The organism is Nocardioides sp., assembly GCF_036405735.1.
GTDB lineage: Bacteria > Actinomycetota > Actinomycetes > Propionibacteriales > Nocardioidaceae > Nocardioides.
Genome location: NZ_DASWXC010000075.1, coordinates 42334 through 56661, shown reverse-complemented (window position 1 = coordinate 56661; position 14328 = coordinate 42334). Strand labels below are relative to the sequence as shown.

16 protein-coding genes are annotated in these 14328 nt (G+C 72.9%); 5 read left to right on the top strand and 11 right to left on the bottom strand.

Annotated elements, in window-relative coordinates; all coding sequences use genetic code 11:
- Positions 1-237: 237 nt before the first annotated feature.
- Both VGE38_RS12420 and VGE38_RS12415 read left to right on the top strand, forming a co-directional pair.
- Positions 238-1026 carry a sigma-70 family RNA polymerase sigma factor gene (locus VGE38_RS12420; RefSeq protein WP_331142858.1) on the top strand — a complete coding sequence of 263 codons (789 nt, stop codon included), beginning with the start codon at positions 238-240 and terminating at the stop codon, positions 1024-1026.
- 187 nt (positions 1027-1213) lie between these two features.
- Positions 1214-2410, top strand: coding sequence for a DUF5667 domain-containing protein (locus tag VGE38_RS12415; RefSeq protein ID WP_331142857.1), 1197 nt, complete (start codon positions 1214-1216; stop codon positions 2408-2410).
- A gap of 131 nt (positions 2411-2541) precedes the next feature.
- On the opposite strand, the gene VGE38_RS12410 is transcribed toward VGE38_RS12415, so the two are convergent.
- From VGE38_RS12410 to VGE38_RS12365, 10 genes are all read right to left on the bottom strand, one after another.
- The gene (locus VGE38_RS12410; RefSeq protein WP_331142856.1) at positions 2542-3723 is read right to left on the bottom strand and encodes a lysophospholipid acyltransferase family protein; all 1182 of its coding nucleotides are present in this window, start codon (positions 3721-3723) and stop codon (positions 2542-2544) included.
- Positions 3716-4759: an NAD-dependent epimerase/dehydratase family protein gene (locus VGE38_RS12405; RefSeq protein WP_331142855.1), complete on the bottom strand. Its 1044-nt coding sequence runs from the start codon at positions 4757-4759 to the stop codon at positions 3716-3718. The genes VGE38_RS12410 and VGE38_RS12405 overlap by 8 nt, the downstream gene beginning before the upstream one ends.
- Before the next feature lie 45 nt (positions 4760-4804).
- Positions 4805-4906: a 30S ribosomal protein bS22 gene (locus VGE38_RS12400; protein WP_017933175.1), complete on the bottom strand. Its 102-nt coding sequence runs from the start codon at positions 4904-4906 to the stop codon at positions 4805-4807.
- 227 nt (positions 4907-5133) lie between these two features.
- Positions 5134-5334: a helix-turn-helix domain-containing protein gene (locus tag VGE38_RS12395; protein ID WP_331142854.1), complete on the bottom strand. Its 201-nt coding sequence runs from the start codon at positions 5332-5334 to the stop codon at positions 5134-5136.
- A 207-nt stretch (positions 5335-5541) separates the two neighbouring features.
- On the bottom strand, positions 5542-6741 hold the full coding sequence (locus tag VGE38_RS12390; RefSeq protein ID WP_331142853.1) for an acetoin utilization protein AcuC: 1200 nt from the start codon (positions 6739-6741) through the stop codon (positions 5542-5544).
- Positions 6742-6812: 71 nt separating this feature from the next.
- Positions 6813-7598 carry a pyrroline-5-carboxylate reductase gene (gene proC, locus VGE38_RS12385; protein WP_331142852.1) on the bottom strand — a complete coding sequence of 262 codons (786 nt, stop codon included), beginning with the start codon at positions 7596-7598 and terminating at the stop codon, positions 6813-6815.
- Between the two features lie 9 nt (positions 7599-7607).
- A complete protein-coding gene (locus VGE38_RS12380) occupies positions 7608-8348 on the bottom strand; it encodes an ABC transporter permease (RefSeq protein ID WP_331142851.1) in 741 nt (246 codons plus the stop codon).
- Positions 8345-9070, bottom strand: a complete 726-nt coding sequence (locus VGE38_RS12375) for an ABC transporter ATP-binding protein (RefSeq protein WP_331142850.1) — start codon at positions 9068-9070, stop codon at positions 8345-8347. Before VGE38_RS12375 ends, VGE38_RS12380 begins: the two co-directional genes overlap by 4 nt.
- Positions 9067-9867 (bottom strand): sugar phosphate isomerase/epimerase family protein, encoded by an 801-nt coding sequence (locus tag VGE38_RS12370; RefSeq protein WP_331142849.1) that lies wholly within the window; start codon positions 9865-9867, stop codon positions 9067-9069. Before VGE38_RS12370 ends, VGE38_RS12375 begins: the two co-directional genes overlap by 4 nt.
- Positions 9864-10802 (bottom strand): Ppx/GppA family phosphatase, encoded by a 939-nt coding sequence (locus VGE38_RS12365; RefSeq protein WP_331142848.1) that lies wholly within the window; start codon positions 10800-10802, stop codon positions 9864-9866. Before VGE38_RS12365 ends, VGE38_RS12370 begins: the two co-directional genes overlap by 4 nt.
- A 64-nt stretch (positions 10803-10866) precedes the next feature.
- Between VGE38_RS12365 and VGE38_RS12360 the strand changes: the two genes are divergently transcribed.
- The 3 genes from VGE38_RS12360 (at position 10867) to VGE38_RS12350 (ending at position 13117) form a co-directional block, all read left to right on the top strand.
- A complete protein-coding gene (locus tag VGE38_RS12360; RefSeq protein ID WP_331142847.1) occupies positions 10867-11643 on the top strand; it encodes a DUF3109 family protein in 777 nt (258 codons plus the stop codon).
- Positions 11644-11709: 66 nt separating this feature from the next.
- Positions 11710-12369, top strand: a complete 660-nt coding sequence (locus VGE38_RS12355) for a VOC family protein (RefSeq protein WP_331142846.1) — start codon at positions 11710-11712, stop codon at positions 12367-12369.
- Between the two features lie 43 nt (positions 12370-12412).
- A complete protein-coding gene (locus VGE38_RS12350) occupies positions 12413-13117 on the top strand; it encodes a class I SAM-dependent methyltransferase (protein ID WP_331142845.1) in 705 nt (234 codons plus the stop codon).
- 9 nt (positions 13118-13126) lie between these two features.
- On the opposite strand, the gene VGE38_RS12345 is transcribed toward VGE38_RS12350, so the two are convergent.
- Positions 13127-14317, bottom strand: coding sequence for an NAD(P)/FAD-dependent oxidoreductase (locus VGE38_RS12345; protein WP_331142844.1), 1191 nt, complete (start codon positions 14315-14317; stop codon positions 13127-13129).
- Positions 14318-14328 lie beyond the last annotated feature (11 nt).

Sequence of the window (14328 nt, the reverse complement as noted above, 5' to 3'; positions counted from 1 at the left end):
CGTGAGCGGCGCGGTCGCGGCCGGCGTGGCACTGCGCGGCCGACGCCACTGAGCCCCTGATCCACTGCCCGGGGAATGGTGTGACCCGGGATGTTTCGAGTGCCCTACCGATGGGTAGGACGACCGTGACGCGACGCCTGTCGTCGCGCTACAGATGGTGAAACCCTCCTGACAATCGACGTGCTCGCACGTACGATGACGGGGCGCTCAGGGAGGGCACGGGGAGGGGTTGTTCCGATGCCAGGGCTCGCAGGCGGACCGCCGGGGGGACTTGATGCGCTGCGCCGCGCCGTCGCGGCGGTGCTCGCCGGGGAGCGGGCCCTCGTCCCCGCGACGCCGTCCGGCTGGCTGCTGACCGAGAGCGCTGCCGCCAGCCGCCAGCCGACTACCTTCGGCGCGCCGGACACCACCGGCAGCGGGAGCCCGGCCCACGACGACCGCGAGCTGGCGGCCTCCTCGGAGGAGTCCGAGGCCGAGCGGTCCCGGCTGATCGGCCTGGTGGAGCTCGCGCGCAAGGGCGACACCGAGGCGTTCGGGCTGCTCTACGACCACTACCACGGCGCGGTCTACCGCTTCCTCTACTACCGCACCCGCTCCCAGTCGCTCGCCGAGGACCTGACCTCCGAGACGTTCTTCCGGGCGCTGCGGAGCATGACCGGCTTCCGCTGGCAGGGCAAGGACTTCGGTGCCTGGCTGATGACCATCGCCCGCAACCTCGCCACCGACCACTTCAAGGCCGGCCGGACCCGCCTGGAGCTGACCACCGAGGACATGGGCCTGCACGACGACGCCGCCGAGGGGCCGGAGTCGGAGGTACTGGCCGCGCTCACCAGCGAGCTGCTGCTCAAGGCGCTCGCCCAGCTGGCCGACGAGCAGCGCGACTGCGTCGTGATGCGCTTCCTGCAGGGGATGAGCATCGCCGAGACCGCGGCGGTGCTCGGCCGCAGCGAGGGCGCCGTCAAGCAGCTCCAGCTGCGAGGCGTGCGCAACCTGGCCAAGCTGATGCCGGAGGGACTGCGCGCATGAGTGCCGTGCTGACCCTGCCGTCCGGGCGTGTTTCCTCCCGTGTTTCCACGCACGTTTCCTCGCACGTTTCCACGCGTGGCGTAACCCCGGCCCCGACCGCCTCGTTGCCCCCAGCGTCAGTGGTATCCCCGCCTCTGGCTTGGCCTGGCCGCCGTTCCGGCAGCGACGACGAAGAAGGAATCCGCGGATGACTCCGGCATTCACCGGTCGCCGACGCGCCGAGCAGTTCCAGCAGCTGCTCGAGCGACGTGCCGTGCCTTCCGACGCTCCTGATGAGCTCGCCCATCTCCTGTCCCTCACCTCGGCCCTGCGGGAAGCGCCAGCCGTCGCACCGCGGCCGGAGTTCGCCGCCGACCTGCGCGAGCGGTTGATGACCGCGGCGCCGACGGCCATGGCCGCCGGCGCGGTCGCCGACCGACTCACGGTCGGCCGTACGACGCCCACGGCTCGCACCCGCCGGGAGCGGCGCCTCGGCGCCGCGATCGGCGTCTTCGCCCTCATCGGCGCGACCGGTGCGACGGCCGTCGCCTCCGAGGGCGCCCTTCCGGGCGACACGCTCTATCCGATCAAGCGGCTCGTCGAGGACGTCCGCGCCGGCGTCTCGATGGACGACGGCGCCCGCGCCGGGCGGCTGCTCGCCCAGGCCGACACCCGGCTTCTGGAGGTCAACGAGCTCACTGCCCGCGGCGCCGACGAGGAGGCCGAGGCCATCGCCGACGCGCTGCAGGACTTCAGCGTCGAGGCGAGCGAGGCCTCCGACCTGCTGCTCGACGACTACCGCGCCGACGGTGACCCTGCGGCGATCGAGCGGCTGCGCGAGTTCGCCGCCGACGGGGTGGTCCGCCTCGGCGACCTCCAGGGCGTGCTGCCGGACAGGATCCACGAGGCGCTCGCCTCGGCGGTCCAGACCCTCATCAACATCGACAGTGCCGCGGCGCAGGTGTGCCCCGGCTGCACCGAGGCCGGCATCAGCGAGCTGCCCGGCAACCTGCTCAACCTCGTCGCCGGCAGCCTGACCGGGGTCGGCCTGACTGACGGCGGCGAGGCCGCCGTACCCGTGAGCACGCCGAGCCCTGCGCTCAGCGGCCCGGTGCCGGCCACCGGCAAGCCGTCCCCCACGCCCGGTTCGACCACCGGCGGCACGGTCCCTCTGCCGGCCGGCGGCGCCGTCACGGGCGCGCCGAAGCCGACCAAGCCCGCGCCCTCCCCCACGTCGGCCGGCGGTGTCGTCGGTGGCGTCGGCGGTGCGGTCGGGGATGTCGGTGAGAGCGTCGGAGGCACCGTCGGAGGCGTCGTCGGCGGCGTCGGTGAGACGGTCGAGGGCGTCGGCGGCACCGTCGACGGTGTCACGGGCGGTCTGCTCGGTGGGCTGACGGGGCAGTAGGACTCGCCGCTTCGGGCCGTCTCGCAGGCTCGACTGGGTCTCGACGCGCGGTCACGGCCTCGCAGGCTCGGCCGTGCGCTTGCTCGACCCGCCTGACTGGCGCGCCGCCCTCCTTCGTCGGGCGCCGCTGGTCAGGCGAACACCGAGCTGCGCTTCATCAGCAGCGCGTAGAGCGTCTGCTGGATCGTCTCCCGGACCTGGTCGGTGACGTTGAAGACCAGCATCGGGTCGTCGGCGGCGCCCGGCTCGAACTCGTCGGTGCGGATGGGCTCACCGAACTCCAGCAGCCACTTCGAGGGCAGCGGGATCAGGCCGAGTGGCCCGAGGAGCGGGAAGAACGGCGTGATCGGGAGGTAGGGCAGCCCGAGCGCGCGCGCGAGGGACGGGATGTTGCCCACGAGCGGGTAGATCTCCTCGGCACCGACCACGGACAGCGGCACGATCGGGACGCCGGTGCGCAGCGCCGCGGAGACGAAGCCGCCCCGGCCGAACCGCTGCAGCTTGTAACGGTCGCTGTAGGGCTTGCCGATGCCCTTGAACCCCTCCGGCCACACGCCGACCAGCTCACCGCCGCGCAGCATGCGCTCGGCGTCCTCCGCGCACGCCAGCGTGGCTCCGGCCTTGCGGGCCAGCGAGCTGACGAACGGCAGCTTGAAGACCAGGTCCGCGCCCAGCGGCCGCAACGCGCGGCCGGTGTGGTCGTGGATGCTCACCATCGTCATCAGGCCGTCCACCGGGACCGTGCCCGAGTGGTTGGAGACGACCAGCGCACCGCCGGTGGCCGGGATGTTCTCGGCGCCGAAGACCTCGACGCGGAACCACTTCTCCGCGATCGGGCGCAGCACGGCGAGGAAGAAGCGCTGGGTGAGCTCGGCGTCGAAGCCGTACTCGTCGACGACGTAGTCGCCGCTGACCCGCCGTCGCAGGAAGGCCAGCAGCCGGGCGAGCTGCGGCTCCCACTCCTCGCCGAAGACCTCGCGGGCGGCGGTGTCGAACGCCGCCACCCAGTCGCCGGCGGGGATGCCGCCGAGTGGGGAGCGCTCATGGGTGGTGGCAGGGCCGTACGGCGCCGCCGGCTCCACCTGCTCCTGCTCCACCGGCTCTACCGGCTGCGGCGACGCGATGGGCTCGCTGGGCTCGGCCGACTGGGGGCCTGACGTGGGGCCGGGCTGGGGGCCCGACTTGGGGGCGGGCTTGGGAGCGGGCTTGCCGCTCTTGCCGGCCAGGCTGCGCGCGGCGGCGGAGGGTCGCTGACCGGTCCCGCGGCCGGGCCGGCCGCGCGTGCCGATCGGGATGATCTCCGCGTCATCCACGGGGCGCCTCCGGCAGGGCGGTACGCTCGGCGAGCCGCTCCTCGAGCCGGGCGAGGAGCCGGTCCGTGCGTCCCCCGGTCGGGACGACGTTGGCGGCGAAGTCGTCCAGCGCCTCGGCGGTGGTGTAGCGCGGCGTGAAGCCGAGCTCGTCCTTCATCCGGGTGGTGTCGACGCCGCGGCCGTAGGTCAGCAGCGATCGCATCTCCGGGGAGAAGTCGGCGATCCGAGCGCTGCGCAACGCGCCACCCAGTCCCCCGAGGGCGAAGCCCGGCAGCGGCACGGTCGGCCGCTGCAGGCGGCGTACGATCTGGCTGAGCGTGAGCACGCCGTCGCCGGCGATGTTGTAGGTGCCGGGCCGCCCGGCGGAGACCGCGTGGCCGAGCACCCCGAGCAGGTCCCGCTCGTGGAGGACCTGCAGCCGTGGGTCGAACCCGAGCACGGTCGGGATCGCCGGCATCCGCAGGTAGCTGGCCAGCGGGCTGACCACGCTGGGACCGATCACGTTGGCGCAGCGCAGGAGCGTCACGTTGACGTCCGGGCGACGGCGCGCGAAGCCGCGGACGTAGCCCTCGATCTCCGCCACGTCCTTGGCGTAGCCCGAGCGGGGGGCGCGCCGCGGCTCCATGTCCTCGGTGAACATCGCGGGGTCACGGTTGCTGGCGCCGTACACCGTGGTCGTCGACTTCACGACCAGGTTCTGCACGCTCGGCGCCTTCTGGCACGCAGCGAGCAGCTGCATCGTGCCGATGACGTTGAGCTCCTTCATCATGTTCCGCCCGCCGGTGCTGCCGGGGGTGGAGATGACGCTCATGTGGACGACGGTGTCGACGTCCTCCTTCGCGATGACCTTCGCGATCACCGGGTTGCGGATGTCCGCGCGGACGAAGGACATCCCGCCCACGTCACCGCGCGGCGGGACGACGTCCACGCCGATGACCCGCGCCACGCGGGGATGCTCGGCTGCCGCGCGCGCGAACTTACGCCCGAGGTCCCTGGAGACCCCGGTGACGAGGACGACCCGACCAGCGGCTCCCACGGTGGCTCTACTCGGTGGCTCTCTACTCGCGCGTCAGCGCGAGGATCACTTGCCGAGCTTGCGACGCGCGACGCGCGTCTTCTTCAGCAGCTTGCGGTGCTTCTTCTTCGCCATCCGCTTCCGGCGCTTCTTGATAACGGAACCCACGGGAGACCTTTCGAAAACCAAGACCGGCGACGGCTGCCGCCGGACCGGGACAGCCTATCGGCCACCCGGTGCCCGGCAGAATCGGAGTCTCCGCGGGGCGAGACGACGGCTACCCGAGGGCTGAGTGCCTCCGGTGGTGCGATGCCAAGGCGGAGCGCCGAAGGCGGCCTTGGAGCGAAGCGGGCCGTCGAGGCGCGACAACGCAGGCAGCGCGCCGCCGGAGGCGCTCAGCCGGCGTTGTAGAAGCTGTTCTTAATGTACTCGTTGGCGTCCTCTTCGCGGACGCGGAACGAGCGTCCGACCCGGACAGCCGGAAGGTCGCCACCGTGCACGAGCCGGTAGACCGTCATCTTCGAGACCCGCATCATCGCGGCGACCTCGGCAACGGTCAGGAACTTCGCCTCCGAGAGGTCAGGCTTGCCAGCCATCGTGTCCACCGTACTTTCTGCCAGTCGCGCCATCGGCTTCCCCACCGATGCTCACACGCTCCTGGGTGTCGTGAGAATAGAGCCTGGTGTGACTGGTGGGGAAGGGGAAGTCCCGTCGATTTACCCAATATCGGCGTGTCGGCTTGAAAACAGACGGCACGGGTGTTCCATGACGTCGTCCTGGTCTAGACCTGGAGTCGACCCCGGCTAGACGTAGTCCGGGTCGAGCCCGTGCAGCGGGAAGACCGCGTGCCGGGTCTCCTGGACCAGTCGGTCCAGCCAGCCGTCCGGGTCGTAGCCCTCCCGCCAATCACGGTAGCGCGGCTCCCTGCCGTCGGTCATCCGCCACGGGGCGACCAGTCCCAGCCGGTTGCTGACGTGCTCGCGCCAGCCGCCCGGCACCTCCAGCTCCGGGTCCAGCGGTCGTCCCGCCACGATCGCCAGCAGATGGGTCCAGGCGCGGGGGACGACGTCGACGACGGCGTACCCGCCGCCACCGAAGGCGACCCACTTGCCTCCCGCGACCTCATGGGCGAGCTCGTGCAGCGCGAGGTACGCCGCCCGCTGGCCGTCGACGCTGAGCATCAAATGCGCGAGCGGGTCCTCGACGTGGGAGTCGCAGCCCTGCTGTGTCACGAGGACGTCGGGCCCGAACTCGCGGACCAGGTCCGGCACCACCGCGTGGAAGGCCCGCAGCCAGCCGCTGTCGGCGGTGCCGGGCGGCAGCGGCACGTTGGCCGCGGTGCCGAGCGCGTCCGCGCCGCCGAGGTCGCGGGCGAACCCGGTGCCGGGGAAGAGCATCTGGCCGGTCTCGTGCAGGCTGATCGTGAGCACGCGGGGGTCGTTCCAGAACGCCCGCTCGACGCCGTCGCCGTGGTGCACGTCGACGTCGACGTACGCCACCTTCCGCGCGCCGTGGTCCAGCAGCCACTGGATGCCCGCGGCGACGTCGTTGTAGATGCAGAAGCCACTGGCGCGGTCCCGCATCGCGTGGTGCAGGCCGCCCATGATGTTCGCGGCGTGCAGGGACTCGCCGGTCCACACCTGCCGGCAGGCCTCGATGCTCGCGCCGACCACGTGGGCGCTGGCGTCGTGCATGCCGCGGAAGACGGGGTCGTCGTCGGTGCCCAGACCCCGTCCCAGGTCGGCCTCGCCGGTGCGGGCGGCTCGCTGGACGGCCTCGATGTACGCCGGGTCGTGGACCGCCACGAGCTCGTCCATCGTCGCCATCGGCGCGGGGATGGCGCGCAGGGTCCCGCCGCCAGGGCCGGCCAGGACGCCGATCTCGTCGGCCAGCCGCATGGTGAGGTCGACGCGCAGCGGACTCATCGGGTGGCTGGGACCGAAGTCGTACTCCGTCAGGCTGGGGTCGAAGACGACCGTCGCCGGTCCGGAGCAGCTGAGCACGTCCGTGACGGTACCGCGACGGTCGTCACACCACGGACGGCCGCCGTCGGCTGGACGGGGCCGAGGGCGACTCAGCCCTCGGACAGCTCCCGCGACCGCTGCGCGTTCGCGCGGGTGGCGTCGAGGAACGCGGCCCGGACGGCGCCGGACTCCAGCACCCGCAGCGCGGCGGCGGTGGTCCCGCCCGGCGAGGTCACCTGCTCGCGCAGCACGGCGGGGTGCTCGCCGGTCTCGCGCATCAGCAGGGCCGAGCCGACCAGGGTCTGGGTGACCAGCTCGGAGGCCGCGGCCCGCGGCAGGCCGAGGTGGACGCCCGCCTCAACGAGCGCCTCGGCGACGTAGAAGACGTACGCCGGACCCGAGCCGGAGATCGCGGCGGCCGCGTCCACATGCTTCTCGGGCACGACGACGGCGGAGCCGACCGCGCGCATCAGCTCGGCCACCTGCTCGACGTCGGCGTCCGAGGCCGAGGAGCCACCCGCGACCACGGACATGCCCTGCCCGATGAGCGAGGGGGTGTTCGGCATGACCCGGACGACCTTCACTCCGGCCGGCACGGCGGCCTCGATGGCGGCGGTCGTGACACCGGCGGCGAGCGAGACGACCAGCTGACCGGGCTGCAGGTCCAGTGACGCGACGACCGGGACGATGTCGTACGGCTTCACGCCGAGCACGACCACGTCGGCGCCGGCCGCGACCTCGGCCGGGGCGCCGGCGGTGACGGCGTACCGCTCGGCGAGCTCGGCGCCGCGCTCGGTGCGGCGCACGCCGGCCAGCACGGTGGCGCCGCTGTTCACCAGACCGGCCAGCACGGCCTCGCCCATGGTGCCGACGCCGACGATCGCGATGCGTGACATGCGCGCAGTCTAGGGAGTGCGACGCCGCAGCGTGGCGGCGCCGAGCCCGAGCGCCACGGCGACGAACCCGCCGACGACCGCGAGGTCGGACCACACCGAGGCGGTGTCGCCGGCGCGGCTGAGGTGCTGCATCGCGTCGACGGCGTACGAGAGGGGCAGCGCGTCGCTGACGACCTCGAGCACGCGCGGCAGCTGCTCGCGCGGCACGATGAGTCCGCAGACCAGGATCTGCGGCACGACGAGCGCCGGCATGAACTGCACCGCCTGGAACTCGGTGCGCGCGAACGCGCTGACCAGCAGCCCCAGGGCGGTGCCCAGCACGGCGTCGGCGACCGCGACGACGACGAGCAGCACGACCGAGCCGGCCACCTCCAGGTCGAGCAGCCCGACGCTGACGCCCACCGCGACCCCGGCCTGGACGGCGGCGAGCAGGCCGAACGCCAGGGCGTAGCCCAGCAGGAAGTCCAGCCGCCCCAGCGGCATCGCGAGCAGCCGCTCCAGCGTGCCGCCCGAGCGCTCGCGCAGGGTCGTGACGCTGGCGACCAGGAACATCACGACGAACGGGAAGACCGCCAGCAGCGCGGGGCCGATCTGCTGGAACGGTCCCCCGCCGGGCACCACGCTGAACATCCACCACAGCAGCGTCATCAGCAGCGCCGGCACCACGACCAGCATGGCCAGCGTGCGGTGGTCGCGCCGCACCTGGGCCAGCACCCGACCAGCGACGGCGAGGGTACGGCGGGGACTCATGCGGCCCCCCGCACGATCGCCAGGAAGGCCTGCTCGATGTCGGTCGCACCGGCGCGCGCCTTGATCTCGGCCGGCGTCCCGGTGGCGACGAAGACGCCGTCGCGCATCAGCAGCAGCTGGTCGCACCGCTCCGCCTCGTCCATGACGTGGCTGGAGACGACGACGGCCGTGCCGTCGTCGGCCAGCCGGTGGAACATCGCCCACAGCTCCTCGCGCAGCACCGGGTCGAGCCCGACGGTGGGCTCGTCGAGGACGAGCAGGTCGGGGCTGCCCAGCAGGGCGACGGCGAGCGAGACCCGCGAGCGCTGGCCGCCGGAGAGGTCGCGCACCACCCGGTCGGCATGGTCGGCGAGGTCGACGGCCGCGATGCACCGCTCGACCTCCGCACCGTCGAGGCCGAGGACGCGGGCGAAGAAGACGAGGTTCTGGGTGATGCTCAGGTCGTCGTACACGCTCGCCGCCTGGGTGACGTAGCCAATCCGCGCCCGCAGTGACGCGGCGCCGGCCGGCTCGCCCAGCACCGTGAGCGTCCCGCGCACCCGGTCCTGCACCCCGACGATCGCGCGCATGAGGGTCGTCTTGCCGCAGCCCGACGGTCCGAGCAGCCCGGTCACCTCGCCCGCCGACACGGCGAGGTCCAGGCCGTGCACCACCTCCCGGCCGCCACGCGTCACCGTCAGCCCGTGGGACACGACCGCCGGCGACGCGTGGCGGCCGGTCACGGCCGGCTCACCGAGTAGAAGTGCTCGCGGGCGAAGGCCAACGACTCGGCCAGGTCGTCCTCCCGCTCGGCCCGGGTGGCGGCCTTGCGGGTGTTGATCTCGACCACGATCTCGCCGTCGAAGCCGGCCGACGCCAGGTGCTGCAGGAACCGGTCGGCGCCGGTGGAGCCGCGGCCGGGCACCAGGTGCTCGTCCTTGGCCGAGCCGGTGCCGTCGGTGAGGTGGACGTGGCGCAGCCGGGAGCCGAGCCGCTGCGCCATCGCGACGACGTCGTCGTGGGCGATGGCGGCGTGGGAGAGGTCGATGGTCGCGTTGGCGTAGTCGTCGGCGGAGGGGTCCCGACCGGGGAGGTACATCTCGACCTTGCGCCGCTGGGGCCGCTGGGAGGCGCGCCAGGGATACATGTTCTCGACCGCGAAGGCGAGACCGGTCTCCTGCTCCAGCCGCCTGATCCCGTCGACGAAGCCGGCGGCGTACTCCCGCTGCCACCGGAACGGCGGGTGCACCACGACGGTGCCCGCGCCGACCTCGTGGGCCATCTCCGCCGAGCGGTAGAGCTTGCCCCACGGCTCGGTGCCCCACACCCGCTGGGTGAAGAGCAGGCACGGCGCATGGATCGCCGAGACCGGCATGTCGTGGTGGACGGACAGCTGCTTGACGGCCTCGGTCTGCTGGGAGAGCCCGTCGACGCCGACCATCACCTCCACCGCGTCGTAGCCGACGGAGGCGGCGTACCCGAAGGCGTGCGCGGTCGACTCGGGGTAGACCGACACCGTCGAGAGGCCGATGCGCGTCATCGCTGGTCTCCCAGGAAGCTGAGGTGGTCGAGCCGCTCGAGGATCACACCCTCGCGCAGCGCCCACGGGCAGATCTCGAGCTCGGGAAGGTCGAAGAGGTCCATGCAGGCCTCGGCCACCAGCGCGCCGGGCACGATCTGGTGGGCGCGGCTCGGGCTGACGCCGGGCAGCTGGCCGAGCTCGACCAGGGTCATGGTCGCGAGCTTGGGGATCCAGGTCCGCAGCTCGGGGAGCTGGAGGGTACGCCGGACCAGCGGCCCCTCCGCGGACGACGCCGCACCGCAGATCCGCGCGAGGCTGCGGAAGGTCTTGCTCGTCGCGACAGCCCGGTCCGGTGCGCCGGCACGCAGCAGGTGACCGGCGTCGCGGGCGATCTCGGCGCGGATCCGGCGGCGCAGCTCCCCGAGCTCGTCCTCACCCGGCGCCTGGCCGAGCGTGCGCGCGAGCCGGGCGGCCCCCAGCGGCAGCGACCACGCCACGTCCGGGGCCTCGTCACGGCCGCCGGCCAGCTCCAGCGAGCCGCCGCCGATGTCGAAGACGGCCAGCCGTCCGGCGGACCAGCCGAACCACCGGCGTACCGCCAGGAAGGTCAGCCGGGCCTCGTCCTCGCCGCTGAGCACCTCGATGCGGACGCCGGTGCGCTCGTGGACATGGTCGAGCACCGCCTCGGAGTTCACCGCGTCGCGGACCGCGGAGGTCGCGAACGCGAGCATCTCGGCGCAGCCGCGGTCGTCGGCCACGCGGACCGACTCGACCGTGAACGCGGTGAGCGCGTCGATGCCCGCCTGCGTCACGGCGCCGGCCGCGTCGAGGTGCTCGGCCAGCCGCAGCGGCTGCTTGAAGGAGTACGCCGGGAGCGGTGCTGCCCCACCGTGCGCATCGACCACGAGCAGGTGCCCGGTGTTGGAGCCGATGTCCAGCACGCCCAAACGCATGCCTCAACGCTACCGGGCGGTTGCGCGGTCCGACGCGTCCCGGAGGCGACATAGGCTGGACGGCATGCCCGAGGTGGATCTGGACTTCCCGCGCGCGTGGGTCGAGTTCACCAACCCCGCGGACGCCGACGAGGTGCTGCGCTGCGACCTCACCTGGCTCACGTCGAGCTACACCTGCATCTTCGGGCAGGGTTGCGCCGGCATCTACGCCGACAGCCCCGACGTCGGCTGCTGCACCCTGGGCGCGCACTTCGCCGACGCCGACGACGAGCAGCGCGTCGCGGGGTACGTCGCCCAGCTGACCGAGGCGCACTGGCAGCACAGGCCGAGCGGCACGGTGCGGACCAGCGACTGGGTGGAGACCGACGAGGACGGGGAGCGCAAGACGCGCGCCGTCACCATCGATGGCCAGCGCGCCTGCGTGTTTCACAACCGCGCGGACTTCGAGCAGGGCGCCGGCTGCGCGCTGCACCTACTGGCGCTCTCGCAGGGGAGGAACCCGGTCGAGACCAAGCCGGACGTGTGCTGGCAGCTGCCGATCAAGCGCAGCTTCCGCACCGTCGAGCGGCAGGACGGCACGTCGTACCTGGAGGTCACGATCACCGAGTACGACCGCCGCAGCTGGGGGCCGGGCGGGCACGACCTGGACTGGTACTGCTCGGGCAACACCGAGGCGCACGTCGGCGTCGAGCCAGTCTACGTCAGCCACGAGGCCGAGCTGGTCGCGCTGGTCGGCCGGGCGGCGTACGACGAGCTGCTGGCCCACTGCGACGCGCACCTGCGCTCCCGGTCGCTGCTGGCGCTGCACCCGGCCGACAGCTGGCGCGTTACCCCCGGGTAAGTCTCGACGTCAAGAGAATTCGACCCCCGTGTCGGGGATCTCTCAGGCTGTGTTGAGAATCAGACCATGCGCCTGGACCACCTTTCCTACGCAGCCGGCCCCGACGGGCTGGTGGCGACCGCCGAGCGCCTGGGGGCCTTGCTCGGACAGGAGTTCGTCGACGGCGGGGTCCACCCCCGCTTCGGCACCCGCAACTACACGCTGCCGCTGCGCGGCGGCATCTACCTCGAGGTCGTCGAGTGCCTCGACCACCCGGCCTCGGACAAGGCGCCGTTCGGCCAGGCGGTCAAGGCACGCTCCGCCACCGGAGGCGGCTGGGTCGGCTGGGTCGTCGCCGTCGACGACATCAGCCGCGTCGAGGAGAGGCTCGGCCGCCAGGCCGTGCACGGCAACCGGCACAAGCCGGACGGCACCGAGCTGCTGTGGAAGCAGATCGGCCTGCACGACGTCCTCGTCGACCCTCAGCTCCCGTACTTCATCGAGTGGGAGTCGCCCGCCGAGCTGCACCCCGGCAACGCCGGCTCCGACATCACGCTGACCGCGGTCGAGATCTCCGGTGATCCGCAGCGGGTGCGCGACTACCTCGGCGAGGACCTGCGGGACCGGGTCGACCCGTGGACCGGCAAGCCGGCCGAGAACGTCCAGGTCGAGTGGGTGGCCGAGCACGGCACCCCCGGACTGGTGGCCGTGAAGTTCTCCGGCCCCAACGGCGTGGTCCGGATCTGACCCGGGACGTCATACGTTCCGGTCGTCCGAGCAGCCACCTCGTATGACGTCCGCCCCGGGGGCGATCCCCAGCCCCAACATCTGGCACCACACCGCGACCTACGAGGTCGAGAACCGCGCCGCCGACCCCGACGGCCGGCTGTGGTCGGCCATGACCGAGGTGGCCGGGCCGCAGGCGTGGTCGGGACGCGACGTGCTCGACATCGGGTGCGGCACCGGCTTCCACCTGCCGCGCTTCGCCGAGACGGCGCGCTCGGTGACCGGCGTGGAGCCGCACCGCGACCTCGTGGCACTCGCCGGCCGGCGTACCCGCCGGCTGGGCAACATCACGGTCCGGCAGGGCGTGGCCCAGGCGCTGCCGCTGCCCGACGCGTCGGTCGACGTGGTGCACGCCCGGTGGGCCTACTTCTTCGGGCCCGGCTGCGAGCCCGGGCTGGCGGAGCTGGCCCGGGTCGTACGCCGGGGCGGCACCGCCCTGGTCATCGACAACGACGCCACCCGGTCGACGTTCGGGGCGTGGTTCCGGCGCGGCTACCCCGGCGTCGACCCCGACGCCGTGGAGCGGTTCTGGTCGCTGCACGGCTGGACCCGCGTGCCGGTCGACATGGGCTGGCGCTTCTCCTCGCGCGCGGACCTCGAGGCGGTGGTGCGCATCGAGTTCGCCCCCGAGGTGGCCGAGGACGTGCTCGCCGGTCACCGCGGCACCGAGGTCGACTACGCGGTCAACCTGTGGTGGAAGCGGTTCTGAGGTCGCGCCTCAGCGCAGGTCAGTGAGCGCGTCGCGGTCGACGGTGGTGCCGACCATCGCCCGCAGCCGGTCGCTGACGTCCCAGATGTTGACGTTCATCGCCGCGGTCAGGGTTTCGCCGGAGAGCCAGTAGGCCACGAACTCCCCGCTCTCCAGCGAGCCGCGGACGACCACCTCGTCGTCCGGCGATCCGTTGCCGACGTACTCCATGCCGAAGTCGAACTGGTCGGTGTAGAAGTACGGCTGCCAGTCGTAGGCGACGTCCTGCCCCAGCATCGCGCGCGCCGCGAGCTCGCCCTGGCGTGCGGCGTTCTCCCAGTGCTCGACGCGCAGCCGGCGGCCCAGGGCGGTGTTGTGGGCGTTCGCCACGTCGCCGGCCGCGTAGACCCGCGGGTCGGAGGACCGCAGCCGCTCGTCGACCAGGACGCCGTTCTCGCAGGCGATCCCCGCCTGCTCGGCCAGGTCGGTGACCGGAACCGCGCCCACCCCGACCAGCACGTCGTCGGCCGGCACGATGCCGTCGGCGGTGACGACGCCGTCCTCACGGACCTGCTCGACGGTGACCCCGGTGCGGATCTCGACTCCGTGGCGGGCGTGCAGGTCCGCGACGTACCGGGCCAGCTGCGGCCCGAGCACCCGCAGCAGCGGCAGCGGGTCGCGCTCCAGGACCGTGACACCGAGCCCCGCCTCGCGGGCGGCCGCCGCGACCTCGAGCCCGATCCAGCCGGCGCCCACGATCACCAGCCGGCCGCGGGCGGCCAGGACCCGCTGCAGCCGTTGGCTGTCCTCGATCGTGCGCAGGTAGAGCGCCCGGCGGGCGCCCGGGACGTCCGGCACGCGCGGCACGGCACCGGTGGCCAGCAGCAGCGCGTCGAACCCGAGCGGCTCGCCGTCGTCGAGCGCCAGCGTGCCGGCCCCCAGGTCGAGCGAGGCCGCGGTGCGGCCGGTGAGCAGCTCGACGCCCTGGCCGGCGTACCACCCGGCGTCGTGGGGGTAGACGACATCGAGCGGCTTGTCACCCTTGAGGAAGCTCTTGGACAGCGGCGGCCGCTGGTACGGCGGATGCGACTCGGCCGCGACGACCGTGATGGGCCCGGAGTGGCCCTCGCCGCGCAGCGTCTCGACGGCGTGGGCCGCGGTCAGCCCGCCGCCCACGATCACGATCCGGTTCGGCCGGTCCGGGCTGGCGAGGCTCTCCATGACCCCATCGT

Coding starts and splice junctions, on each gene's coding strand:
- VGE38_RS12420 (WP_331142858.1), top strand. CDS start 238: ATGCCAGGGCTCGCAGGCGGACCGCCGGGGGGACTTGATGCGCTGCGC.
- VGE38_RS12415 (WP_331142857.1), top strand. CDS start 1,214: ATGACTCCGGCATTCACCGGTCGCCGACGCGCCGAGCAGTTCCAGCAG.
- VGE38_RS12395 (WP_331142854.1), bottom strand. CDS start 5,334: ATGGCTGGCAAGCCTGACCTCTCGGAGGCGAAGTTCCTGACCGTTGCC.
- proC (WP_331142852.1), bottom strand. CDS start 7,598: ATGTCACGCATCGCGATCGTCGGCGTCGGCACCATGGGCGAGGCCGTG.
- VGE38_RS12380 (WP_331142851.1), bottom strand. CDS start 8,348: ATGAGTCCCCGCCGTACCCTCGCCGTCGCTGGTCGGGTGCTGGCCCAG.
- VGE38_RS12370 (WP_331142849.1), bottom strand. CDS start 9,867: ATGACGCGCATCGGCCTCTCGACGGTGTCGGTCTACCCCGAGTCGACC.
- VGE38_RS12365 (WP_331142848.1), bottom strand. CDS start 10,802: ATGCGTTTGGGCGTGCTGGACATCGGCTCCAACACCGGGCACCTGCTC.
- VGE38_RS12360 (WP_331142847.1), top strand. CDS start 10,867: ATGCCCGAGGTGGATCTGGACTTCCCGCGCGCGTGGGTCGAGTTCACC.
- VGE38_RS12355 (WP_331142846.1), top strand. CDS start 11,710: ATGCGCCTGGACCACCTTTCCTACGCAGCCGGCCCCGACGGGCTGGTG.
- VGE38_RS12350 (WP_331142845.1), top strand. CDS start 12,413: ATGACGTCCGCCCCGGGGGCGATCCCCAGCCCCAACATCTGGCACCAC.
- VGE38_RS12345 (WP_331142844.1), bottom strand. CDS start 14,317: ATGGAGAGCCTCGCCAGCCCGGACCGGCCGAACCGGATCGTGATCGTG.